The organism is Neisseria chenwenguii (genome assembly GCF_002216145.1).
GTDB classification, from domain to species: Bacteria; Pseudomonadota; Gammaproteobacteria; order Burkholderiales; family Neisseriaceae; genus Neisseria; species Neisseria chenwenguii.
The window spans coordinates 133556-156533 of sequence record NZ_CP022278.1 but is presented as its reverse complement, the minus strand read 5'-3'; the positions used below and the strand labels follow the sequence as shown (position 1 = coordinate 156533).

The 22978-nt window shown below is 56.0% G+C and carries 19 protein-coding genes and 2 pseudogenes; 13 read left to right on the top strand and 8 right to left on the bottom strand.

The genetic code is table 11. The features are described 5' to 3' along the window. The first annotated feature begins 59 nt into the window (after positions 1-59). From BG910_RS00755 to trmB, 11 genes and pseudogenes are all read left to right on the top strand, one after another. Positions 60-1775: a proline--tRNA ligase gene (locus BG910_RS00755; RefSeq protein ID WP_089037069.1), complete on the top strand. Its 1716-nt coding sequence runs from the start codon at positions 60-62 to the stop codon at positions 1773-1775. Between the two features lie 120 nt (positions 1776-1895). Then, positions 1896-2549, top strand: a complete 654-nt coding sequence (locus BG910_RS00750) for a fumarylacetoacetate hydrolase family protein (RefSeq protein WP_089035190.1) — start codon at positions 1896-1898, stop codon at positions 2547-2549. 109 nt (positions 2550-2658) lie between these two features. After that, a pseudogene (locus tag BG910_RS12665) lies at positions 2659-3351 on the top strand (uroporphyrinogen-III synthase); the annotation flags it as partial. A gap of 201 nt (positions 3352-3552) precedes the next feature. After that, entirely contained in the window at positions 3553-5046 is a 1494-nt protein-coding gene (locus BG910_RS12660; RefSeq protein ID WP_232462252.1) for a uroporphyrinogen-III C-methyltransferase, read from the top strand. After that, on the top strand, positions 5043-6263 hold the full coding sequence (locus tag BG910_RS00740) for a heme biosynthesis HemY N-terminal domain-containing protein (protein ID WP_089035188.1): 1221 nt from the start codon (positions 5043-5045) through the stop codon (positions 6261-6263). The genes BG910_RS12660 and BG910_RS00740 overlap by 4 nt, the downstream gene beginning before the upstream one ends. Positions 6264-6610: 347 nt before the next feature. Next, positions 6611-7672 (top strand): uroporphyrinogen decarboxylase, encoded by a 1062-nt coding sequence (gene hemE / locus BG910_RS00735; protein WP_089035187.1) that lies wholly within the window; start codon positions 6611-6613, stop codon positions 7670-7672. Between the two features lie 120 nt (positions 7673-7792). Continuing rightward, positions 7793-8026 carry a cytochrome b6 gene (locus BG910_RS00730; RefSeq protein WP_089035186.1) on the top strand — a complete coding sequence of 78 codons (234 nt, stop codon included), beginning with the start codon at positions 7793-7795 and terminating at the stop codon, positions 8024-8026. A gap of 2 nt (positions 8027-8028) precedes the next feature. Beyond that, the gene (locus BG910_RS00725; RefSeq protein ID WP_089035185.1) at positions 8029-8460 is read left to right on the top strand and encodes a gamma-butyrobetaine hydroxylase-like domain-containing protein; all 432 of its coding nucleotides are present in this window, start codon (positions 8029-8031) and stop codon (positions 8458-8460) included. Between the two features lie 27 nt (positions 8461-8487). Next, a complete protein-coding gene (ubiE, locus tag BG910_RS00720) occupies positions 8488-9225 on the top strand; it encodes a bifunctional demethylmenaquinone methyltransferase/2-methoxy-6-polyprenyl-1,4-benzoquinol methylase UbiE (protein ID WP_089035184.1) in 738 nt (245 codons plus the stop codon). Positions 9226-9513: 288 nt separating this feature from the next. Beyond that, positions 9514-10920 carry a tetratricopeptide repeat protein gene (locus BG910_RS00715; protein WP_089035183.1) on the top strand — a complete coding sequence of 469 codons (1407 nt, stop codon included), beginning with the start codon at positions 9514-9516 and terminating at the stop codon, positions 10918-10920. A 320-nt stretch (positions 10921-11240) separates the two neighbouring features. Next, entirely contained in the window at positions 11241-11960 is a 720-nt protein-coding gene (gene trmB / locus BG910_RS00710; protein ID WP_089037068.1) for a tRNA (guanosine(46)-N7)-methyltransferase TrmB, read from the top strand. Positions 11961-12011: 51 nt separating this feature from the next. Here trmB and BG910_RS00705 read toward each other — a convergent pair. Both BG910_RS00705 and BG910_RS00700 read right to left on the bottom strand, forming a co-directional pair. Then, positions 12012-12367 (bottom strand): annotated as a pseudogene (locus BG910_RS00705) (rhodanese-like domain-containing protein). A 79-nt stretch (positions 12368-12446) separates the two neighbouring features. After that, positions 12447-13391 carry a class I SAM-dependent methyltransferase gene (locus BG910_RS00700; protein WP_089035182.1) on the bottom strand — a complete coding sequence of 315 codons (945 nt, stop codon included), beginning with the start codon at positions 13389-13391 and terminating at the stop codon, positions 12447-12449. 344 nt (positions 13392-13735) lie between these two features. On the opposite strand from BG910_RS00700, the gene BG910_RS00695 reads away from it, so the two are divergent. Beyond that, a complete protein-coding gene (locus BG910_RS00695) occupies positions 13736-15112 on the top strand; it encodes a DEAD/DEAH box helicase (RefSeq protein WP_089035181.1) in 1377 nt (458 codons plus the stop codon). A gap of 83 nt (positions 15113-15195) precedes the next feature. Here the strand turns inward: BG910_RS00695 and BG910_RS00690 are convergent, their stop codons facing one another. The 4 genes from BG910_RS00690 to BG910_RS00675 form a co-directional block, all read right to left on the bottom strand. Next, positions 15196-15447 carry a methionine-binding protein gene (locus BG910_RS00690; RefSeq protein ID WP_089035180.1) on the bottom strand — a complete coding sequence of 84 codons (252 nt, stop codon included), beginning with the start codon at positions 15445-15447 and terminating at the stop codon, positions 15196-15198. 23 nt (positions 15448-15470) lie between these two features. After that, positions 15471-16361: an NAD(+) kinase gene (locus BG910_RS00685; RefSeq protein WP_089035179.1), complete on the bottom strand. Its 891-nt coding sequence runs from the start codon at positions 16359-16361 to the stop codon at positions 15471-15473. Between the two features lie 181 nt (positions 16362-16542). Then, positions 16543-17115: a ubiquinone biosynthesis accessory factor UbiJ gene (locus BG910_RS00680; protein WP_089035178.1), complete on the bottom strand. Its 573-nt coding sequence runs from the start codon at positions 17113-17115 to the stop codon at positions 16543-16545. A 42-nt stretch (positions 17116-17157) separates the two neighbouring features. Next, positions 17158-17949, bottom strand: coding sequence for a Rossmann-fold NAD(P)-binding domain-containing protein (locus tag BG910_RS00675; protein ID WP_089037067.1), 792 nt, complete (start codon positions 17947-17949; stop codon positions 17158-17160). Positions 17950-18029: 80 nt separating this feature from the next. Here BG910_RS00675 and BG910_RS00670 point away from each other — a divergent pair, with 80 nt between their 5' ends. Further along, positions 18030-18557 (top strand): DinB family protein, encoded by a 528-nt coding sequence (locus tag BG910_RS00670; RefSeq protein WP_089035177.1) that lies wholly within the window; start codon positions 18030-18032, stop codon positions 18555-18557. A gap of 76 nt (positions 18558-18633) precedes the next feature. On the opposite strand, the gene BG910_RS00665 is transcribed toward BG910_RS00670, so the two are convergent. Both BG910_RS00665 and BG910_RS00660 read right to left on the bottom strand, forming a co-directional pair. Continuing rightward, positions 18634-18852 (bottom strand): hypothetical protein, encoded by a 219-nt coding sequence (locus BG910_RS00665; RefSeq protein WP_089035176.1) that lies wholly within the window; start codon positions 18850-18852, stop codon positions 18634-18636. A gap of 25 nt (positions 18853-18877) precedes the next feature. After that, complete coding sequence (locus BG910_RS00660; RefSeq protein ID WP_089035175.1) at positions 18878-22705, bottom strand: DUF3683 domain-containing protein; 3828 nt, start codon at positions 22703-22705, stop codon at positions 18878-18880. Between the last annotated feature and the right edge of the window lie 273 nt (positions 22706-22978).

The window sequence follows — 22978 nt, the reverse complement described above, 5'->3', positions numbered from 1 at the left end:
TCAAAAATCTGCGCTCGGCGGTACAATACGCGCTTATTCCTTATATAGAACCAAATATCATGAAAGCCTCTCAATTTTTCATCTCCACATTAAAAGAAGCCCCCGCCGAAGCCGCACTCGCCAGCCACAAGCTGATGCTGCGTGCGGGGCTGGTCAAGGCCAACGCTTCCGGCCTCTACACTTGGATGCCGATGGGTTTGCGCGTGTTGCGCAAAGTGGAAAACATCATCCGCGAAGAGATGAACCGCTCCGGAGCGGTCGAACTGCTGATGCCGGTGGTGCAGCCGGCGGAGTTGTGGCAGGAGAGCGGGCGCTGGGAGTTTTACGGCAAAGAGCTGTTGCGCTTCAAAGACCGCAAAGACGCCGATTTCTGCATGGGCCCGACCTGCGAAGAAGTCATTACCGACATCGTGCGCCGCGAAATCACCAGCTATAAGCAGCTTCCGAAAAATTTTTACCACATCCAAACCAAATTCCGCGACGAGGTACGCCCGCGTTTCGGCGTGATGCGCGCGCGCGAATTTATCATGAAAGATGCCTACTCGTTCCACGCCGATTATGAATCGCTGGTGCGCGACGGCTATCAGCCGATGTACGACGCCTACTGCCGCATTTTCGACCGCTTGGGGCTGAACTACCGCCCCGTTGCCGCGGATACCGGCAGTATCGGCGGCACCGGTTCGCACGAGTTTCAAGTGTTGGCCGAGAGCGGCGAAGACGTGATTGCATACAGCGATGCGTCGGATTACGCCGCCAACGTCGAATTGGCGCCGACCCTGCCGCTTTCAGGCAGCCGCGCCGAAGCCCGTGCTGCGCTGGAAAAAGTGCATACGCCGAACGTAAAAACCATCGCCGCACTGGTGGAATTTCTGGACATCCCCGTGGAAACCACTATGAAATCCATCGTCGTCGAAGGCGAAGAAGAGGGCGGAATCGTGCTGCTGCTGTTGCGCGGCGACCATGAGTTCAACGACATCAAAGCCGAAAAACTCGCCGGCGTGAAAGCCCCGCTGACCATGGCCGCGCCCGAGCTGATCCGCGCCCAGTTCGGCGCCGACGGCGGTTCGCTCGGCCCCGTCGGTTTCGCAGGAAAAGTTTATGCCGATTTCGCGCTGGAAAAAGGGGCGGACTGGGTCATCGGCGCCAACGAAGACGACTACCACTTCACCGGCTTCAACTTCGGCCGCGACGCCGTCGAGCCGGAATTTGTCGATTTGCGCAACGTCGTCGAAGGTGATGCCAGCCCCGACGGCAAAGGCCGTCTGAAACTGGCGCGCGGCATCGAAGTCGGCCACGTTTTCCAACTGCGCGACAAATATTCCAAAGCCCTGAACGCCTCGTTTTTGGACAACAACGGCAAAGCACAAATCATGGAAATGGGCTGCTACGGCATCGGCGTCACCCGCATCGTAGCCGCCGCCATCGAGCAGAATAATGATGAGTGCGGCATCATCTGGACCGACGCCATGGCGCCGTTCACTGCCGTCATCGTGCCGATGAACTATAAAAAATCCGAAGCTGTCAAAGCCGCCGCCGACAAAATCTACGCCGAACTCTCAGCCGCCGGCGTGGACGTGTTGCTTGATGACCGCGACGAGCGCGCCGGCGTGTTGCTCAACGACTCCGAGCTTCTCGGCATCCCGCACCGCATCGTCATCGGCGACCGCGGTTTGAAAGAAGGCACGGTCGAATACGCACGCCGCACGGATAGCGAAGCGCAGAGCGTGGCAGCGGATGAGGCGGTGGCGCAGTTGCTTGCCGCATTGAAAAGCTGATTGTCAGGAAGCCCTGGCGCTTTAATCTTGCAGAGGCCGTCTGAAAACCTTAAAGTTTTCAGACGGCCTCTGCTATGATGAGGCTGCCGAATCTGTTTCTATATTTAATAAGGGGTTGCCATGAGCCATGTTTTGCTGGAAAACGCGCAAAAGCGTGTGAACAACATTTTCTGCATCGGACGCAATTATGCCGCCCATATCGAAGAATTGAAAAACGAAATGCCGTCTGAAACCGTTTTGTTTACCAAGCCGAACAGCGCAATATTGCGCAGCGGCGGCGAAATCCGCCTGCCGGCGTTTGGCGGGGATGTGCATTTTGAAACCGAGCTGGTGTTGCTGGTCGGCAAAGATTCAGACGGTCTTGCCGAAGGAGAAAGCTGGCAGACGCTGATTGCGGGTTACGGCGTCGGTTTGGATTTGACCGCACGCGATGTGCAGGGCCGTCTGAAAGAAAAGGGGCTGCCGTGGCTGAAGGCCAAAGGTTTCCGCGGTTCGGCCTGCGTGTCGGATTTTGTGGCGGCGGATAAGCTGCCAAATCCCGACAACTGCACGTTTACGCTCCACATCGACGGCGGTTTGCGCCAAAAAGGCGAAACGGTGCTGATGATTCATCCGCCGGCTGAATTGGTGGGCGAACTGGCGGCGGTTTTCGGTCTGCGCGAGGGCGATTTGATTTTTACCGGAACGCCCGAAGGCGTGGGAAAGCTGTCGTCGGGCAGCCGCCTGCAACTGGATTTGGCAGGCTTGGTCAAGGCCGAATTTACCGTTGTCTGATACGGCTGTTTGCGAAAAGCGCCGTTTATACCTTTTCAGTTGCGCCCTTAGGTAGAAATCGGTATTTTCGGATTCTATTTGATTTAGATAATGAAAGGCCGTCTGAAAAATGCCAACGCTTCTGATTGTCCGCCCCGAAGCACGCGCCCGCGAGGATAGGGAAACCTGCCGCCGCGCAGGGTGGGACGCACTCGTATTCAGTCCGGTTGAAATCGAAAAAGACGAAGCCTCGACAGGCCGTCTGAAAAATCTTTATGCCAATGCGGACGTAGTGTTTTGGGTCAGCCCGACCGCCGTCGAAACCGCTGCGCCGCATCTGGATTTTTCAGACGGCCGCAAAGTGCAGGTAACGGTCGGTCAGGCCAGCCGCAGAACGCTGGCCAAATACTGCAAACACGAAATCGTCGCCCCCGAAGACGGCCACGACAGCGAAGCCGTTTTGCGCCTGCCGGTGTGGAAAAATATGCCGCAGGGCACGAAAATCCTGATTGTGCGCGGACACGGCGGGCGCAATTATCTGGGCGAACAGTTGCGCAAAAAAGGCTTTGCCACAGGCTTGGCGGAAGTTTACTACCGTCAGGATAAGAAATTGAATTGGCAGGGTTTTAAAACCGACGACGTCAAAGCTGCCTATATTACGTCGGCCGAACTCGTGCAGCTCTTTTTCAAACAGATTCCGAGCGAATTCGCCCGATTCTTCAAAACCTTGCTATACTTCACCCATCATCCGCGCGTTGCCTCGGCATTGCGGGCAGCAGGCGCGGAAAACGTTAAAGTGGTCGCCGCACTCGATGCGGCCGTTTTGGCGGATGCGGTGCAGCCCGCTACCCCGCGCCAAACCGCCGACCAATCTTCTGAAAAACCGGTGCCGCAGCAAACGGCAGCCTCCGATACCGACAAACAGGCTGTGCCGTCTGAAAAAGCACCGGACAACCCCCATGTTGCCGTTCAACCTCTTTTAAAACAAGAGGCGGCGGACGGGGCCGGACATACAGGAAAAACCATGGCAGAACCGAAACAGCCCTCCAAACCTACCCCGCAACCCGAACGGAAACCCGAGGCGAAAACCGCGCCGCAGCCCGCGCCCGTCGTGCAAAACGCGCCTGCGCCCGTCATCATCAAGCAGTCCGGCAGCAAAGGCTTGGCAGTCGGTGCGCTGGTGTTGGCGCTTTTGGGCTTGGGTGCAAGCGGATTTTTGTTTGTTCAGGGACAAAATCTGTTGAAAAACCAAGAGTTGTCGTTTGCGCAAAAACTCGATAAAGCTGCGTTGGGCGAATCCGAAAACGCCTTGGTGCTTAAAGATGCGATCCACCGCCAAACTTTGATTCAGGCCGAGATGCAGCGGTTGGGCACCGGTCAGACAACTAATGCCGAACAAATCAAACTCACGCAGCGCGCCTATCAGGATTTGGTCAAAGGCCGCGCCAACTGGCTGGTTGATGAAGCTGAAAGTATGCTGAATCTGGCGTCTCAACAGCTGTTGCTGGCGGGCAACGTGCAGGGCGCTATCGGCGTTTTAGAGCATATCCAAAGCCGCCTGAGCCGTTTCGACCAACCTGAATTGCTGCCGATCAAGCAGGCGGTCAGCCGTGATTTGACAGCGTTGAAAAACCGCCCGTATGTCGATATTTCCGGTACGGCGCTGCGAATCGACCGCTTGGAAGCCGCTGCAACCGGTCTGCCGCTGCTGGTGGACGGTACGCTGACGCCGAGCGAGCGCGAAGCCGCGAAACAGGCTGCCGGCCGGTCTTGGTGGGAAAATGCCTGGGATAAATCTTTGGAAGCGCTCAAAGGCTTGGTCGAACTGCGCCGTTTGGACAGCAGCGATGCCATGCTGATTGCGCCTGATCAGATTTATTTCGTGCGTGAAAACCTGCGTCTGCGCCTTTTGGATGCGCGTATCGCGCTGATGCAGCACAACGGTGAAGCCTATCAGAGCGATTTGAACAATGCTGAAGCCGCGGTAAAACAGTATTTCGACCCCCGTTCGCCGGCGACGCAGTCTTGGCTGAAAGAATTGGCCGAACTCAAAGCGCTGGATGTGCGTATGGTTTCCGACGAATCGCTGAAAGCCAGTCTTACTGCCGTCGCGGTTTATCAAGACGGCGGCCGTCCGCAGGCGGACATTGCCGCAGTTGCCGCTCAGGCGGCGTCTGCGCCGGCCATCACCGCGCCTGCGGTAGTTCCGGCTTCTGCGGCCTCAGCCGCCTCCGCAGGTACCAGGGCGGCAGCTGCTTCTTCTGTTGCTGTGCCGTCTGAAAAACCGAAAGCCGCTGCGTCCGCACCGGCACGCCCGGCCGCTGCACCGAAAAAACCGGTTCAACAGGCACCGCGTCCGGCCGCCCAACCGCCGCGCGCCCCCCAATCTCAGGAATCGCAAATCGACCCGCAATTCCGTAAACCGCAGGTTCCGCAAATCCAGCAGATTCAGCCGTCTCCCGTGCAACCCCAAGCTCCGGGCGTTGAGCGCGTCATCATCAGAGGGGACGAAGAATGAAAAGTGTAATTTGGATTGTCATCCTGTTTGCCGTCGCCGTCGGCATGGCGCTGATTTCGGGCGTGTATAACGGCAATGTTTATGTGGTGGCAGGGCAGACCATGCTGCGCGTCAACCTTCATGCCTTTATTTTCGGGCTGATTGTTACCGTTGTTTTGCTGTATTTTCTCGTGCGGCTTTTGGCGGGTATTATAAACGTACCCGGCCGTATGCAGCGCTTCGGTACCGCCCGCAAAGGCCGTCAGGCTGCGGCGGCGCTCAACAGCGCGGGTTTGTCGTATTTTGAAGGCCGCTTTGAAAAAGCCGAAGAAGAGGCTGCGAAAGTGTTGGCCAACCGCGAGGCGGGCGACAACCGCATGCTGGCGCTGATGCTGGGTGCGCACGCCGCCGACCAAATGGACGATCTTGCCTTGCGTGACCGCTATTTGAGCGATATTTCCATGTTGCCGCAAAAACAGCAGCTTTCCCGCTATCTGCTTTTGACTGAATCCGCTTTGGGACGCCGCGATTATCCGACTGCCGAGCAAAACCTTCAGGCCGCCGCGCAGCTAAACCCCAATCTGACCCGCCTGGTGCGTCTGCAACTGCGTTATGCGTTTGATAACGGCAATGCGCTGGAAGTGTTGAACAAAGCCGAGAAGCTGGCAAAAGCGGGCGCCATCAGCGATTTTGAGGCCGCGCAATACCAAACTTGGGCATACCGCCGCCTGTTGGCACTGGCTTCCGATGCAAACGGCCTGAAATCCTGTTTGAAACGTATTCCCGAAAACCTCAAAGCCGGTGAACTTTGCGTGGAAATCGCCGGCAAATACGAACGCTTGGGTCTGTATGCGCAGGCGGTGAAATGGGTGAACCAGTATTATCCGCAAAACCAACAGGTTGAACTGCTCGAACCGTTTGTGGACAGCGTGCGCTACCTGAGCGACCGCGACCAGCAGAAAGCTATCGACACCGCCGATTCATGGCTGAAAGCCCGTCCGGATAATGCGCAGCTTCTGATGTATCTCGGCCAGCTCGCCTACGGTAAAAAACTGTGGGGCAAGGCGCAGGGCTATTTGGAAGCCAGCATCGCCATCAAGCCTGCCGTTGCCGCCCATCTGGCTTTGGCACGCGTGTTCGACGAAACCGAGCAGCCGCAAAAAGCCGAAGCCCAACGCAAACTGGCTTTGGAAATTGTGGCCGACGAGGAAGAAACGCCGCTTTTGGAAAAGAAATAAATCTTGAAGCATCAGGCCGTCTGAAAATAAATTTAAGGTTTTCAGACGGCCTTTTTCTTTGCTATGCTCACGTTTTCCAAACGCAACTGCCGTGGCCGTTTTGCAAACAGGCTGTCTGAAAATCCCGTTGGAAGGTGGGCTTAATCAATCCGCACTATGCTCAGTATAGTCAAACTCCTATAAAACCGAAGCAATGTAGGTCGGATACTTGTATCCGACAAACTGATGCAGCCTGAAATATCGGATTCAAGAATCCGACCTACGCTTTAAATAAGATTTTTGATTTTTAGGAATTCACTATAACCGGAAACCGGGATTTTAGACAGCCTCACTAAGAAAGACTGATCATGACCGCTTTAAAAAACGATACCTTTTTACGCGCCCTGTTGAAACAGCCGGTCGAATACACGCCGGTTTGGATGATGCGTCAGGCAGGCCGTTATCTGCCCGAATACAAAGCCACGCGCGCACAGGCGGGCAGTTTTCTCGATTTGTGCAAAAATACCGAACTGGCGACGGAAGTCACCATCCAGCCTTTGGAACGCTTTGATTTAGACGCAGCGATTTTGTTTTCCGATATTCTGACCGTGCCCGATGCGATGGGCTTGGGACTGTATTTCGCCGAGGGCGAAGGGCCGAAATTCGAGCGTCCGCTGCAACACGAAACTGATATTGCCAAGCTCGACGTTCCCGATATGGCACGTTTGGACTATGTGTTCGATGCGGTGCGCTCTATCCGTAAGGCTTTAAACGGCCGTGTGCCGCTGATCGGTTTTTCCGGCAGCCCGTTCACGCTGGCCTGCTATATGGTTGAGGGCGGCAGCAGCAAAGAATTCCGCACCATCAAAACCATGATGTATTCGCGCCCCGATTTGCTGCACAAAATTTTAGACGTCAACGCCCGCGCCGTAACCTCATACCTCAATACCCAAATCGACGCGGGCGCGCAGGCCGTGCAGATTTTCGACACTTGGGGCGGCGTGTTAAGCGACGCGGCGTTTAAAGAATTCAGCCTGCGCTATATGCAGCAGATTGTCGGCGGTTTGAAACGCGAAAGCGAAGGCCGCCGCGTGCCCGTGATTGTGTTCGCCAAAGGCGGCGGTTTGTGGCTGGAAGCGATGGCCGATATCGGCGCAGACGCGCTGGGTTTGGACTGGACGTGCAGCATCGGCGAAGCCCGCCGCCGCGTGGGTGGGAAAGTTGCGCTGCAAGGCAATTTCGACCCGTTTGCACTGTTCGGCACACCCGAATCCATCCGCGCCGAAGCCGCGCGGATTTTGGCGGATTTCGGCAGCGGCAGCGGCCATGTGTTCAATCTCGGCCACGGCATCAACCAACACGCCGACCCCGAACACGCCAAAATTCTGGTCGATGCGGTGCACGAATTGTCCCGCCGGTATCACCGTTGATGCGGAACAAGGCCGTCTGAAAAAACCTTTGCCGGCAGTAAAGCCGCCGCGGCCTTTTGTCGTAATCGCCGTTTAAAGCTGTTAAAATACCGGCTTCCCTAAACCGCAACACCACCAAATATGAATGCCGATTTGCAAATCCGCGCCCATACCCGTTATGCGTTTGCCGCAATTGTTTTGATGCTGCTGGCGTTTGCCTCTTTTGTAGCGCTGAAACTGCTGCCGCTGGGTTTGAGCCCGAAAGTGCAGAAAACCGCCGTCGAAACATCGCTGTATGCGCTGGTATTGTTTACTGTGGCGGGCGGCGCGTTTTCCATGCGCGTGGCGGTTTTGCGCAAACGGCTCGGAAAATAATCATGACAACCGAAATGCACATCCCCGAAGAAATCCGCTTGCAGCCGGGCCGGGTAGGGCTGACGCTGGTTTACGGCGGCGAGGCGAAAAGCCTGAGCGCCGAATTTCTGCGCGTTTATTCGCCCAGCGCCGAAGTGCGCGGCCATGCACCCGGTCAGGAAGTTTTGCAGACCGGCAAAGCGGGCGTTACCGTTATGGGCTTGGAACCCGTCGGCCAATATGCGCTCAAAATCACGTTTTCAGACGGCCACGACAGTGGTTTGTACGATTGGCCGTATCTCTACAAACTGGCGCATCATCACGACGAAATGTGGGCGGACTATATGCGCCGCATGGAATTGGCGGGCGCATCGCGAATCTCCACGGCGGCCGATGCCGCACCGAAAAAATCAGGTCATGCCTGCGGCAGCGGCGGTTGCAGCGGCCATCATTAAAGTATTCAATTTCAAGAAAGCAGGTTTATGAGCGATCACAAAACCCACTTCGGTTTCAGCACCGTTGACGAAAACGAAAAAGCCGGAAAAGTCGCCGAAGTGTTTCATTCGGTTGCGAAAAACTATGACATTATGAACGACGTCATGTCGGGCGGCCTGCACCGCGTATGGAAACATTTCACCATCAACACCGCGCGCCTGAAAAAAGGCGACAAAGTGCTCGACATTGCCGGCGGTACCGGCGATTTGTCGCGCGGCTGGGCGAAACGCGTGGGTAAAGAGGGCGAAGTCTGGCTGACCGACATCAATTCTTCCATGCTGACCGTAGGCCGCGACCGCCTGCTCAACGAAGGGCTGATCCTGCCCGTGTCGCTGGCGGACGCGGAAAAACTGCCGTTTCCCGACAATTATTTCAACCTCGTCTCCGTCGCGTTCGGCCTGCGCAACATGACCCACAAAGACACCGCGCTCAAAGAAATGCACCGTGTTTTGAAACCGGGCGGCACGCTGTTGGTGTTGGAATTTTCCAAAGTCTATAAACCGCTGGAAGGCGCATACGACCTGTATTCCTTCAAACTGTTGCCGCTGATGGGCAAGCTGATTGCCAAAGATGCGGACAGTTACCAATATCTTGCCGAGTCGATCCGCATGCATCCCGATCAGGAAACGCTCAAGCAGATGATGCTCGACGCGGGCTTTGACAGCGTGGGCTACCACAACATGAGCGCGGGCATTGTGGCGCTGCATAAAGGCGTGAAATACTGATTTTTAGTTTTGCAATGTTAATAAAAGGCGGCTAACGTAGCTTTACGTTACCGCCTTTAATGTTGTGTTAGCGAGACACATTACGCGGAACATATGATGTTTCAGCGGGTCTCAAAGGCCGTCTGAAGTTCTGTTGCAACGGTAAACCGGATTTTCAGACGGCTGTTTTATGCAATATCCATGCCAAAACGACGTTTATCCGCAAAAACTACTGCTTGTCATTTATTTTGGTCTTCGCCAATACAAATGCATACAATGGCGCGAAAATCAATCCGCGAGAGACTCCCCATGGACAACCAAGTCGAATCTTTCTACCAACAGGCGCAGGTGTTGCTGCTGCGCGACCCGCCTGATTACGAAAACGCCGTGCCGCTGTTGAAACGCGCCGTTCAGGCAGGTCATGCCGAAGCCGCGTTCCAGCTTGCCGCCTGCATGTTTGCGGGTAACGGCATCGAAGCTGATTTCGCCCACGGCGTGAAATTGCTCGAATTGGCCGCGCTCAAAGGCCATCTCTACGCGCGTTACAACCTGCTGCAAATCCAAGCGCAGCAGGGCGCGCAGACGAAAGACCAGTTTGCCCGCTATCTTGATCTGGCGCGGCAGGGTTTGGCCGAAGCGCAGCTTTGGGTAATGCGCGCATACAGCGACGGCGGCGCCGAAAACGAAGCGCTGGCGTGGGCGGAAAAAGCCGCTGCACAAGGCCATCCGCAGGCGTTTTATTTTCTGGCGCACCACTACCAATACGCAGCCCAACCCGCTTTGCAGAAAGCGCGCGAGTTGTACCACCAAGCTGCCGAACGCGGTCTGACCGCCGCCCATTGGCAGCTCGGCCTGCAATACCGCTACGGGCAGGGCGTTGCCCAAGATGCGCAACGCGCCGCGTTCCATCTCAAAGCCGCCGCCGAAAACGGCCTGCCACAGGCACAGACCGCGCTGGCGGAAATTCTGCTGCCAAACGATGCCGAACAGGCGCTGCATTGGTTTCAGACGGCCTCTGATGCGGGCAGCAGCGATGCCGATGCTGCATTGGCCGAAATTTATCTCTTGGGTAAACACGTGCCGCGCGACGCGGAAAAAGCCCGCCTGCTGGCCGAGCGCGCCGCCGAAAGCGGTCATTCAGACGGTCTGCGGCTGTTGGGCGACATTTACCGCTACGGATTGGGCGTTGAAACCGATGCCGAAAAAGCGCGTCAGTATTACCGCAAAGCCGCCGATGCGGGCAACATCGCCGCCTATCAAAAGCTGCTGTCCGACAGCGCTTTAAACAACCAAAGCGACTACAGCGAAACCAAAGCCGCCGCGCTGAAACTCCAGCAGGCAGAAGCTCTTTACCAGCAGGCCAACGCCGCCCATTACGGCCTGATGCAGCAGCAGAATTACGCCGAAGCGCTGTCGTTTTACCGCAAAGCCGCGCAGTTGGGGCACCGCAAAGCGCAAACCAACCTCGGCATGATGTATTACAGCGCACAAGGCGTGGCGCAGGATTACGCACAGGCCGCACAATGGTTTGAAGCCGCCGCGCTGCAAGGCGATACCATGGCGCAATATAACCTCGCCTGCCTGCATTTTCACGGTATGGGCGTGCCCCGCAATGCCGAAACCGCCTGCACATGGCTGCAACGCGCCATCAACGGCGGCCACAGCGAACGCGATACGCTGGGCGCGCTACTGGCCGAATGGAAAAAGGCCGTCTGAAAAAGTGCCGTCTGAAAACGGTGTTATGCAAATCAAAAAACCGAATCCCGCCGCCGCTCAGATTCGGTTTTTCTGCATTTTCACGTTATAATCCCCACAGTTTTCAGACGGCCTGAGACCATTACAAAAATCAGAAACACCAGCTTGTAGGGGCGGGTTTTACACCCGCCCGAACGCTAACAATTCTGAAATATTAAATCTTTTCAGTAATTTAAAGGTTTGCGGGCGAGTGTAAAACCCGCCCGTACAAGCGTTTCTTGAGAATTTCAGCTTTTTTGCAGAGGTCCCGGCCTATGCCCAATCCAATCCGTTCCAAGACCATGACAGAAACCGATCAAAACTATTCCCAAAACGACCACCAAACGCCTGAACACCACCGCAGCATCCGCAGTTTTGTCTTGCGGCAAGGCCACATGACCGCCGCACAGCAGCGCGCCATCGACACCCTCTGGCCGCAGTTCGGCATCGACTATCAAAACAGCCCGGTCGATTTAAACCGACGCTTCGGGCGCAGCAATCCCAAAGTGCTGGAAATCGGCTTCGGCATGGGAGGGGCAACCGTAGAAATCGCCAAACGCCTGCCCGGGCACGATTTTCTCGCCATCGACGTCCACGGCCCGGGTGTCGGCAATATTTTGAAACTGATTGGAGAAGAGCAGGTCGGTAACATCCGCGTCATGCGCCACGATGCGGTGGAAGTGGTCGAAAACATGGTTGCCGACGGCGCACTCGACGGCATCCACATTTTCTTTCCCGATCCGTGGCACAAAAAACGCCACAACAAACGCCGCCTCGTGCAAACCCCGTTTGTCGCCAAACTCCTGCCCAAGCTGAAAACCGGCGGTTATATCCATCTGGCGACCGACTGGGAAGAATACGCCGTGCAGATGCTGGAAGTGTTGAGCGGTTTCGACAGCCTGCAAAACACTGCCGACGGTTACGCCTCCACGCCCGCCTACCGCCCCGAAACCAAATTCGAAGCCCGCGGCAAACGCTTGGGGCACGGCGTATGGGATTTGGTATTCAAGCGTGTGAAGTAGGTCGAAATAAAATGGAAACAGGCCGTCTGAATTTTTCAGACGGCCTTCTGTTTATTTCAACCCTTTCGCCGGTAAATCCTGATAACCGCCGTGGTTTTTCACATTGGTATAACCCAGTTTTTCAGCGTTTCCAGCGCGGCTTCTGCACGCTTGCCGCTGCGGCAGTAGAGGTTGATCGGTGTATTTTTGTTCGGGCTGACGCTTTGGATTTTCTGCGCAATTTGGTCGTGCGGAATATTGACGGCGCTGTTCAGATGGCCTGTTTGAAACTCCTGCGGCGTGCGCACGTCGATCCAGATGCCTTTGCCGGCTTGGGACGCTGTCGCAGGGGCGGGTTGGGCGGCGGCAGCGAAACCGGATAGGCTGAGCGCAGCGGCGCAGATGATGGCGGAAAAGACGGATTTCATTCGGATGGTCCTTTCAGGTTTGGTGATGATGGTAGGCCGTCTGAAAATCGTCGCGCATTTTCAGACGGCCTGATGTGTTTTACCGGTGCCGGATTTCCCAACATTGGTGGATTTTTTTATTGCGGAAATCTTCGGGAACCGATTGTTTGGAAACGTCTTTTACGCGGTATTGTTCGCAGACGGCCTCATCGAGGGTAAAACTGCGCAGGTTGTTGGAAAAATAGAGCAGGCCGTCCGAAGCGAGCAGGCGCATGGCGCCGGTGATGAGCTTTTGCTGGTCGAGCTGGATGTCGAGAATGCCGGGCATTTTTTTGCTGTTTGAGAAGCTGGGCGGATCCATCACGATCAGGTCGAATTGTTTTCCTTCGCTTGAGGCCATCTGAAAATATTGGAACACGTCGGCGCGGACGATTTTATGCGCGGCTTCGTCTATGCCGTTGAGTGCGAAATTGCGCCGTGCCCAATCGAGGTAGGTGTTTGACAAATCGACGGTTTCGCTGCAAACCGCACCGCCGGTGGCCGCGTAAACGGTGAAGCTGCCGGTATAGGAAAACAGGTTGAGGAAGCGTTTGCCCGCGGCGGTTTCGCCAACTTTTTTGCGGGTGTTGCGGTGGTCGAGAAACAGGCCGGTGTCGAGGTATTTGTCGAGGTTGACCCAGAATTTGCGCCCGTTTTCGACGATGACGAAATCTTCGCCCTGCCGGCCGGTTTTTTCATACTGCTGCACGCCCTTTTGGCGTTTGCGGCGTTTGAGGTGGATGTGTTCGGACGGAAATCCAGTAACAAAAACAACGGCTTCCAATACTTCGGCGAGCCAGGCTTCGTATTCTTCGGACTGCATCAGCCAGCCGGTGTCGTATTCCTGAAGATGGATTTGGCCGCCGTACACATCGACGGCAAAGGGAAACTGCGGGATGTCGCGGTCGTAAACGCGCCAGGCTTCGATGCCGTTGCGCTTGGCCCATTTCATGAGGTGTTTGATGTTTTTGCCCAAACGGTTGGCAAACGGGGTAATGTCGGTCATTTTTCAGACGGCCTGAGTGAGGAAACACAGGCATTTTACCGCAGTTAACGCCGAAACGCTTGACCGCACGGGCGGGAATCTATAATATCCGCGTTTCGTCTGCGAAACTCCGAAAGCGTTCGGGGGTTTCTTTTTTTGAAGCCATCGTCTTCAACCTACCGCGTCTCAAAGGGCGCGTTCTCCTGATTGCTTTTTCAAGCGTATTTGTGCAGGTTGCCGCGATGAAGTTATAGCCGAAACGGCTTGCGACACCTTGTAACTCTTTATTTTCCTGTTACTTTTTCCTTGCTTCAGGCCGTCTGAAAACTTCAGGCGGGCGGTGTTGCCGTGTTTTCAGGATAATCATGTCTATCAAGTTCGCCGATTTAAACCTCGATAAAAACATTCTTTCCGCACTCAAAAGCGCAGGCTATGAATCTCCGACCCCGATTCAGGCGCAATCCGTGCCCGTCGCGCTGGAAGGCCGCGATATTATGGCTTCGGCGCAAACCGGTTCGGGCAAAACCGCTGCGTTTCTGCTGCCGACCCTGCAACGGCTGATCCGCCGCAGCGAGAAAAACGGCAAAGGCCCGCGCGCGCTGGTGCTCACACCGACCCGCGAGCTGGCGGCGCAGGTGGAAAAAAACGCGCTGACTTACGCGCAGAATATGAAATGGTTCCGCACCGTCAGCATCGTCGGCGGCGCATCGTTCGGCTACCAAACCCGCGCGTTGGGCAAGCCCGTCGATTTAATCGTCGCCACGCCCGGCCGTCTGATGGATTTGATGAACAGCGGCAAAGTCGATTTCGAGCGCTTGGAAGTGCTGATTCTCGACGAAGCCGACCGTATGCTGGACATGGGTTTTATCGACGACATCGAAACCATCGTTGAAGCTACCCCCGAAGACCGCCAAACCCTGCTGTTTTCCGCCACTTGGGATGGTGCGGTAGGTAAATTGGCGCGCAAACTGACCAAAAATCCCGAAGTGATTGAAGTGGAGCGTGTGGACGACCAAGGCAAAATCGAAGAGCAATTATTGTATTGCGACGACATGCGCCACAAAAACCGCCTGCTCGACCATATTTTGCGCGATGCCAACATCGACCAATGCGTGATTTTCACCTCAACCAAAGCCATGACCGAAGTTTTGGCCGACGATTTGTATGAAAAAGGCTTTGCCGCCAACTGTTTGCACGGCGATATGCCGCAGGGCTGGCGCAACCGCACGCTGATGGATTTGCGCAAAGGCCGTTGCAAAATCCTAGTCGCCACCGACGTCGCCGCGCGCGGAATCGACGTGCCGACCATTACCCATGTGATCAACTACGACCTGCCGAAACAGGCCGAAGACTACGTCCACCGCATCGGCCGCACCGGCCGCGCCGGCCGCACGGGTATTGCGATTACCTTTGCCGAGGTCAACGAATACGTCAAAGTGCACAAAATCGAAAAATACATCAACCGCAAGCTGAACGAAGTCATCGTCGAAGGCATGGAACCGACCCGCAAACGCAAAGCCGCAGGCGGCAAGCCCAAAGGCAAAGGCGGTTGGAGCGGCAAAGGCGGCTGGGGCGACCGTAAATTCGGAGACAAAAAAGACGGCAAAAAATTCGGCGGAAAACGCGAAGGCGGTTTCGGCGGAAAATCCGAAGGCTTCAAGAAACGCAGCGACGGATTCAAAGGCAAGCGCAAAAGCGACGGCGGCAAAGGCGGTTTCCAAAAACCGGCCCGCAAAGCCTGATCGGGGCTGACGAATCAAACAGGCCGTCTGAAAGTTTATGGCTTTCAGACGGCCTGTTATATTTAATGGTGCAACGGTTCCGGCTATGGAATCGGCAGCACCCGGTTTCCGTGATAGCGGTAATACGGGCGCGGCGGATAAGGTCGCGGATAGCCGACCGGCATGCTGTCTTGGAGGATGACGGTGGTGCCCGGCGGGGCATTGACGGTAACGGTTTTGTTGATGGTGGTTTGGTTGTGCAGCGGCAGGTCGATGGCGGCGGTGCGGCCGAACGGGGTTTCTTGATAGAGGCAGCCGCCAAGCAGGAGTGTGCTTGCAATGAGGAGTTTGTTCATGGGATTTCCTTTTTCAGACGGCCTTATATCAGCTGTTCGCCCCAATGCAGCTTTTGGCGCAGGGTTTTGAAATATTGGTAGTCGTTCGGATGCAGGACGCGCAGCGGGTTGTGGTAGCGGCGGATACGGATGCGGTCGAAGTTTTGGATGTCGAGGAACAACTGCCCGTCGAAATGGACGCGGGCGTCGCCGCTTTTGGTCACTAAAATTTCGATTTCGGATGTGTCGGCGACGGCAATCGGGCGGTTGGTCATGGATTGCGGGCAGATGGGCACGAGCGTGAAAATGCGCAGACCGGGTTGGAGGATGGGGCCGCCGGCGGCCAGCGAGTAGGCGGTGGAGCCGGTGGGGGTGGAGACGATCAAGCCGTCCGAACGCTGGGTGTACACAAATTGGCCGTTGATAAATACTTCAAATTCAATCATTTGTCCTGCGCCGCCGCGCGAGAGGACGGTGTCGTTGAGCGCGAGCGAACGTCCGCATTCTTCGCCGTCGCGCATCAGGAAAACTTCCAGCAGAATCCGCTCTTCGGGCAGGTATTGGCCTTCTAAAACGGGTGTCAGCCCTTCGGCCATGTTTTCGCGCGAAATTTGGGTGAGGAAGCCGAGTCGGCCTTGGTTGATGCCGATAACGGGCACGGCGCGGGGGGCGACTTCGCGGGCTGCGGAAAGGAAAGTGCCGTCGCCGCCGAGGACGACGACCAAATCGCAGTTTTTCCCCAAATCGGTTTTGCTGGCGACGCAGCAGCGCGGCACGTCTTCGGGGTAAACCGACTGCTCTTCGGCGGCGGCTTCGTCGAGATAGACGGTAAGTCCTTTGCCGAGCAGAAAATCAATCAGGGCACGGGCGGTGTCTTGGATGTTCGGCGTGTCGGGACGGGCGACGATGCCGATGTTTTGGAAAGGGCTTTTCATGGTGTTTTTTATGCTTCGGGGTGGTGATGCCGTCTGATGCTTCGACTTCGCTCAGCAACCGATTTTCAGACGGCCTCTTTGCGGGTTGTTTGGTTGCGGGTAACAGTTTGTATCTAAACAGCGTTTTTTAGGTAACAGGCCGTCTGAAAAGCCAAAACGGTTTTTCAGACGGCCTGCGGTTTTACAGCCAAATATCTTTTTCCAAACGGTCGAGCCGCGCGTTGAGGCGGGCGACGTCGTCGCGCAGTTTGTCCACTTCGTCCAGCCATTCCAATAAAGTGGCCTGATCAACGACGGGGGATTCGGGTTCGCGGGCGAATTCGCCGATTTGCTCGGCAATGCTGCGGCCGATCTGTTTGATCGTGTGGCCGATGGCGGCGGCGCGTTCGCCGATGTTTTCCGCCGCGTTGCTGCCGAACAGCCGCGCCAAATCGTTGCCCGCATCGTAGCGCAGGCCGCCGAACGCGGTCAGCACCGCCATGCCGAGCATCAAATCGCCCTCGACGGCAATGTCGCCGACGCCGGGTTTGTGGCCTTGCAGGATTTTCTGCACGGCGCTGTTGTGAAACGTCAGCGCGGTATCGGGCGCGGTGTTGGCGGTTTCCAGAAAACCCTGCGCACCGATGCGGCCTTGCAGGCGCAGGCCGGCGGCGTTGATTTGCACGGTTTTTCCGGCAAATTTCGCAAGCGCGCGCTGCTGCTCGGGGTTTTGCTGAATCAGGTGGTTGATGATGGGGAGGAGGGGGGCGGACATGATGGTTCTCGCAGGCCGTCTGAAAAATGGTTCAAACGGATTTTACAGGCTTAATCCGCCCGCGCCTATACTGCCGACTACTTTCCCGCCGCTTGTGTCCGCAGGGTCGAAACCGGGCGCGGCCAGGCCGAGTTTGGCGGCTTCGCGGGTATAAAATTCCGCACGCCCCGGATGGTCGGGTTCGACCGCGTTTCCCAGCCGCCGCCCCTGTGGGTTTGAGGCCGTCTGAAACAGGATTTCAACCGCCAAATCGCGGCGTATCACATTAACAGGGCGGCTGCCGCCTTTGATGTTCTGCCGCCCGCTCAAACGGCTGACAGGGTGGCGCTCGGCACAGTAAAGCCCGCCCAAACGCAGAATGTCGATATGGGGAATACGGCTTTCCAACAGCAGCTTTTCGGCGGCAAGCAGCATTTTCGCATTGTCGGTCTGCGGGTCGGGCGGCGCGGTTTCGTCGCAAAAACGCGGCGCATCGCCGTAAACGGAAGTACTGGAAGTAAAGATAAGGTGTTGAACTTGAAAAGATTCTGCCAATTTCAGCCATTGCGACAAAACGCCGCAATAATCCTTCAACGCGGAGGGCGGCAGCAGCCAGAACCAGGTCGGGTAGTCCGCCCATTCCTGCCAAAAGGCCGTCTGAAAAACACCGGCTTGATTCAAATCGGTAATGTCGAGGCGCAACGGCAGATTAATATCGTCGGAAGTCAGACTGCGCTTGAGCGCAACAACGCGGCTGCCGTGTTCGTACAGCTTCAGCGCCAGCGGACGGCCGAGATAGCCGAAGCCGTGAATGGCGCAGTCGGGGAGGGTAGGAGTGGGGTTTTCAGACGGCATGGACGGATTTTTTGCAAAAGGCGGAACTCTTTTCATGTTCAGACAGTCTTTGAAAAGTATCGGTTACGAAAGGTATCATCATGCAGGATCATCTTGAAATGCTGACAGACGCGGCTAAAAGGGCGCAGGCGCGCTTGTTGGCGGTGTTGGCGGGCTTGAGTCTGGAACAAATTAATGCCCTGCCGGTTCGGGAATTTGCGCCTTCGGTCAAATCGGTGGGCTGGCTGGTTTGGCACACCGCCCGTGAGCAGGATTTGCAGATTGCTGATTTGGCCGGACGGGAACCGCTGTGGACGGCGCAGGGTTGGAATAAGCGCTTTGGTTTCGATTTGCCCGATGATACGCAGGATTGGCGCCACACGCCGCAAGAGGCGGCAAAGGTGGTAATCCGCGACGAGGCGGTGCTGACCGGCTATCTGGATACGGCGACGCAGGCGGTGGTTGATTACCTGCGTCAACCCGATTCTGCTTCGCTTGCGGAGATTATCGACCGGAACTGGAATCCGCCCGTAACCCGCGCGCAGCGTTTGGTTTCCATTATTGACGATGCGGCGATGCACTCGGGGCAGGCGGTTTATGCGCGCCGTTTGATGGGGTTGGCCGATTGATGCGGCGTTGTGTTTTTTATCCGCTTTAAGCGGTTTTGCTGTTTGAAAAAAGGCCGTTTGAAAACTTTTGATGTTTTCAGACGGCCTGACCTTTGCAAAAATAAGAAATGTCTGCCTGTATGCCGTCTGAAACGGCCAATTCAACCGACGTCACTCCCGCGCAGGCGGAAATCCGGAAGTTTGAGATGAGTAACGTTTTTAAAACAAACAGTTGCTTGGATTTTGATTTCTGGATTCCCGCCTGTGCAGGAATGACGTCCGTGAAAGGTTCAGACGGCCATTCTGATTTTTGCAACGGTCCCGGCCTTTTTCAGACGGCCTTACAGCCGCACTTTCTCGACACCGCCGTTTTTGGCTTTGGCGACAAATTCATCCAGCCAGTTTTCGCCGAGGATGTACTTCGCCATTTCGATGACGATGTAGTCGGCGGGTATGTCGTTGTCGTCGCGGTAGCGGCTCAGACCTTGCAGACAGGCCGGGCAGGAGGTGAGCATTTTCACCGGCTGGCCTTGCGGCAGCTCTTTGAGGTTTTTCTCGATTTCTTCCTGTTTGCGGAATTTGACCTGTGAGGCGATGTCGGGTCGTTTGACGGCGAACATGCCCGATTCGCCGCAGCAGCGGTCGCTCAAGACGACTTTTTGTCCCATCAGTTCGCTCGCCATTTGGGTGGCGTTCATGGTTTTAATCGGGCTGTGGCACGGATCGTGATAAAGGTATTGCTGGCCTTCCACACCGTCGAGTTTCACGCCTTTTTCCAACAGGTATTCGTGGATGTCGATGATGCGGCAGCCGGGGAAGATTTCCTCGAAACGGTATTTTTCGAGTTGGTCGTAACACGTTCCGCAGCTGACGACGACGGTTTTGATGTCGAGGTAGTTCAGCGTGTTGGCCATGCGGTGGAAAGCGACGCGGTTGTCGGTGCTCATCTGTTCGGCTTTGGCTTTGTTGCCGCCTGCGTCCTGCGGATAGCCGCAGCACATATAGCCCGGTGGCAATACGGTCTGCACGCCGACATGCCAGAGCATGGCTTGGGTGGCGAGGCCGACTTGGCTGAACAGGCGTTCCGAGCCGCAGCCGGGGAAGTAGAACACGGCTTCGCTGTCTTCGGGAGTTTGCGGGTTGCGGATAATCGGGATGTTTTTATTGTCTTCGATGCCGAGCAGCGAACGCGGCGTTTTGGCGGGTACGCCTTTGGGCAGCGGACGGTTGATGAAGTGAATGACCTGCTCTTTAATGGAAGGCTTGTCGACTGTGGCGGCAGGGGCGGCTTTTTCTTTTTTCACAATCGGGAACATTTTGCCCAATTTGTAGGCAAAGTTTTGCGCCGGAAAGCCGGTTTGAATCATTGCGCCGCGCAGGGCTTTGATGGCTTTCGGATTGGTGGCGTTCAGAAACGCCATGCCCATAGCCGCGGCAGGAACGACGGTATCATGACCGGTTTCGTTCAGATAGTTGCGGATGGCAACGGTAACGTCGCCGAAATCGATGTTGACCGGACACGGTTTGACGCAGCGGTGGCACACGGTGCAGTGGTCGCCGATGTTGGTCAGTTCGTCGAAGTGTTTTAAGGAAACGCCGCGGCGGGTTTGCTCTTCGTATAAAAACGCTTCGGTCAGCAGGCCGACGCCGAGGATTTTGTTGCGCGGGCTGTAAAGCAGGTTGGCGCGCGGCACATGAGTCGAGCAGACGGGTTTGCATTTGCCGCAGCGCAGGCAGTCTTTCACCGATTCGGCAATCGTACCCAAAGACGATTTTTCCATAATCAGCGATTCCGCGCCCAGCAGCTCGAACGACGGCGTGTAGGCGTTGCGCAAATCCGAATTTTTCATCAGCTTGTGGCGGTTGAAGCGGCCTTCGGGGTCGATTTTGGCTTTGTAATCCCAAAACGGCTGCATTTCTTCGTCGGTCAGAAATTCCATTTTGGTAATGCCGATGCCGTGTTCGCCGGAAATCACGCCGTTTAAGCTGCGCGCGATTTTCATGATGCGGTCAACCGAATGGTAGGCCGTCTGAAGCATTTCGGCATCGTCGGAATTGACGGGGATATTGGTGTGGACGTTGCCGTCGCCCGCGTGCATATGCAGCGCGACGAACACACGGCCGCGCACGATTTTGCCGTGGATTTTGGCCAAATCTTCCAGAATTTTGATGTCGGTCTGGCCGCTGAAAATCTCGGCCAGCGGTTTCATCACATCGGCCTTGACCGATACGCGCAAACGGAAATCGCGGAACGCGATGAAGCAGCTTTCGTCGTCGCGCGCTTCGGGTTCGGCGAATACGGCTTTGCCGTAACGGGCTTTGTATTCGCCCAAAGGTGCGTCGAGATTGGCCAAGAGCCATTCCCAACGTTCTTTGACGGCGGTAACGTGGTTCAGCGCATGGGTGGCGCGGTCGCCCAACAATTCTTTGCTCGGCAGATCCGTACCCATCGCGTCCACCGGCAGGCGGCCTTGCAGGTAGTCGAGCAGGGCGGCGCACAAGGCCAGCTTGTTTTTAATCGACAATTCGATGTTGATGCGTTCGATGCCGTCTGAATACTCGCCCAAACGTTCGAGCGGAATCACCACGTCTTCGTTGATTTTAAACGCGTTGGTGTGTTTGGCGATGGCGGCGGTGCGGCTGCGGTCGAGCCAGAAGGTTTTGCGCGCTTCGGGTGTCACGGCGATAAAGCCTTCGCCGTCGCGCTTGCGCGTCATCTCGACCATGTGTTCGGCCACTTGCTGTACGGCTTCTTCGTCATCGGAAACCACGTCGGCCAGCAGCACCATTTTCGGACGGCCTTTGCCCGCCGCTTTGGTGGCATAACCGACCGCGCGGACATAACGCCAGTCCAAATGCTCCAAACCGGCCAGTTTCACTTTTTCATGACCGAGCAGGTAGTCGCGGATTTCCACGATAGAAGGGGTGGCGTTGGCGACCGTGCCGAAAAATTCCATACACACCGTGCGCGTGTGCTTCGGCATTTTGTGCAGCACAAACGCCACGTTGGTAATGATGCCGTCTGTACCTTCTTTTTGGATGCCCGGCAGGCCGCTCAAGAATTTGTCGGTAACGTCTTTGCCCAAACCGACTTTGCGGAATTTGTGGCCGGGGATTTCCAAACGTTCGGTTTTCACGACCTTGAGGCCGTCTGAATCCAATGTGTGGACATCGAAAATCGCGGTTTCTTCATCGTGGATTTTGCCGAAATTGTGGCGGACGCGCTCGATGCGCAGCCATTCGCCTTTCGGGTTGACCATCTGCCAGTAGGCCAGATTGTCGAGTGCGGTTCCCCACAATACGGCTTTTTTGCCGCCCGCATTCATGGCTGCATTGCCGCCGACGGTAGAAGCATCGGCGGAAGTCGGGTCAACGGCGAATACGAGGCCGGCTTTGTGCGCGGTTTCTTCCACACGGCGCGTAACCACGCCCGCACCGCAATGGATAATCGGATGTTTGCCCTCCAAACCGGGCAGTTCGACAAACTGAACGCCGTTGTGAATATCTAATTTTTCCGTATTGATGACCGCGCTGTCGGCATCCAGCGGCACGGCGCCGCCGGTATAACCCGTACCGCCGCCGCGCGGGATAATTACCAAATCCAGTTCGATTAAGGCTTTGACCAGTGGTGCCACTTCGCTTTCGCGGTCGGGATTGACTACCACAAACGGCAGTTCCACGCGCCAGTCGGTCGCGTCGGTAACGTGGCTGACACGGGCGAGGCCGTCAAACATAATATTGTGCGGCTTGGTGATTTTGCTCAAGCGCGCCAAAATCCGCGCGCGCTTCTGTTTGGTCGCCTCGAAGCTCTCGTCAAACCGCGTCACCGCCGCCTGCGCTGCGTCGACCAAAATTTCCACTTGCGGATTATCGTCGCGGCGTTTTTCGATTTCGCTCAAACGATGGCGCATTTCCTGCACCAGCGCAGCGCGGCGTTTCGGGTGTTCGAGCAAATCATCGACCAGATACGGATTGCGCACCACCACCCAAATATCGCCCAATACTTCGAACAGCATACGCGCCGAACGTCCGGTGCGGCGTTGGCTGCGCAAATCCTGCAGAATGTGCCAGGCTTCTTCGCCCAGAAGACGGATGACGATTTCTCGGTCGGTGTAGGAAGTATAGTTGTAGGGAATTTCGCGGATGCGCTGCGGGGCGGTGGTGGTCATGGTGTGTTCCGTTTTTTGAATTTTCAGGCCGTCTGAAAACAGTGCGGCTGTTTTTGGAAAGCCGTTAATGTAGTTTAATTTCCGTTGTTTTTCAATGCAGAAAAGAGAGTAGTTTGCATCGGGTACTTGTTTTTATGAAGGAAATTTTGTCAACAATCTGCGCGGGCGTAATCACACGGCAGCATGATGCGCCGCAGATTTTTCATGACGCCCCCACACCGTCATGCCGTCTGAAAAACCATGCGCGGCAGCAGGGCAGGAAAATCGCGCTTG

What these genes read in the sequence shown, in the direction of transcription:
- BG910_RS00750 (WP_089035190.1), top strand. Translation starts at nt 1,896, where the DNA reads ATGAGCCATGTTTTGCTGGAAAACGCGCAAAAGCGTGTGAACAACATT.
- BG910_RS00715 (WP_089035183.1), top strand. Translation starts at nt 9,514, where the DNA reads ATGGACAACCAAGTCGAATCTTTCTACCAACAGGCGCAGGTGTTGCTG.
- BG910_RS00690 (WP_089035180.1), bottom strand. Translation starts at nt 15,447, where the DNA reads ATGAACAAACTCCTCATTGCAAGCACACTCCTGCTTGGCGGCTGCCTC.
- BG910_RS00740 (WP_089035188.1), top strand. Translation starts at nt 5,043, where the DNA reads ATGAAAAGTGTAATTTGGATTGTCATCCTGTTTGCCGTCGCCGTCGGC.
- ubiE (WP_089035184.1), top strand. Translation starts at nt 8,488, where the DNA reads ATGAGCGATCACAAAACCCACTTCGGTTTCAGCACCGTTGACGAAAAC.
- BG910_RS00695 (WP_089035181.1), top strand. Translation starts at nt 13,736, where the DNA reads ATGTCTATCAAGTTCGCCGATTTAAACCTCGATAAAAACATTCTTTCC.
- BG910_RS00725 (WP_089035185.1), top strand. Translation starts at nt 8,029, where the DNA reads ATGACAACCGAAATGCACATCCCCGAAGAAATCCGCTTGCAGCCGGGC.
- BG910_RS00755 (WP_089037069.1), top strand. Translation starts at nt 60, where the DNA reads ATGAAAGCCTCTCAATTTTTCATCTCCACATTAAAAGAAGCCCCCGCC.
- trmB (WP_089037068.1), top strand. Translation starts at nt 11,241, where the DNA reads ATGACAGAAACCGATCAAAACTATTCCCAAAACGACCACCAAACGCCT.
- BG910_RS00670 (WP_089035177.1), top strand. Translation starts at nt 18,030, where the DNA reads ATGCAGGATCATCTTGAAATGCTGACAGACGCGGCTAAAAGGGCGCAG.
- hemE (WP_089035187.1), top strand. Translation starts at nt 6,611, where the DNA reads ATGACCGCTTTAAAAAACGATACCTTTTTACGCGCCCTGTTGAAACAG.
- BG910_RS00730 (WP_089035186.1), top strand. Translation starts at nt 7,793, where the DNA reads ATGAATGCCGATTTGCAAATCCGCGCCCATACCCGTTATGCGTTTGCC.
- BG910_RS12660 (WP_232462252.1), top strand. Translation starts at nt 3,553, where the DNA reads ATGGCAGAACCGAAACAGCCCTCCAAACCTACCCCGCAACCCGAACGG.
- BG910_RS00675 (WP_089037067.1), bottom strand. Translation starts at nt 17,949, where the DNA reads ATGCCGTCTGAAAACCCCACTCCTACCCTCCCCGACTGCGCCATTCAC.
- BG910_RS00660 (WP_089035175.1), bottom strand. Translation starts at nt 22,705, where the DNA reads ATGACCACCACCGCCCCGCAGCGCATCCGCGAAATTCCCTACAACTAT.
- BG910_RS00700 (WP_089035182.1), bottom strand. Translation starts at nt 13,391, where the DNA reads ATGACCGACATTACCCCGTTTGCCAACCGTTTGGGCAAAAACATCAAA.
- BG910_RS00680 (WP_089035178.1), bottom strand. Translation starts at nt 17,115, where the DNA reads ATGTCCGCCCCCCTCCTCCCCATCATCAACCACCTGATTCAGCAAAAC.
- BG910_RS00685 (WP_089035179.1), bottom strand. Translation starts at nt 16,361, where the DNA reads ATGAAAAGCCCTTTCCAAAACATCGGCATCGTCGCCCGTCCCGACACG.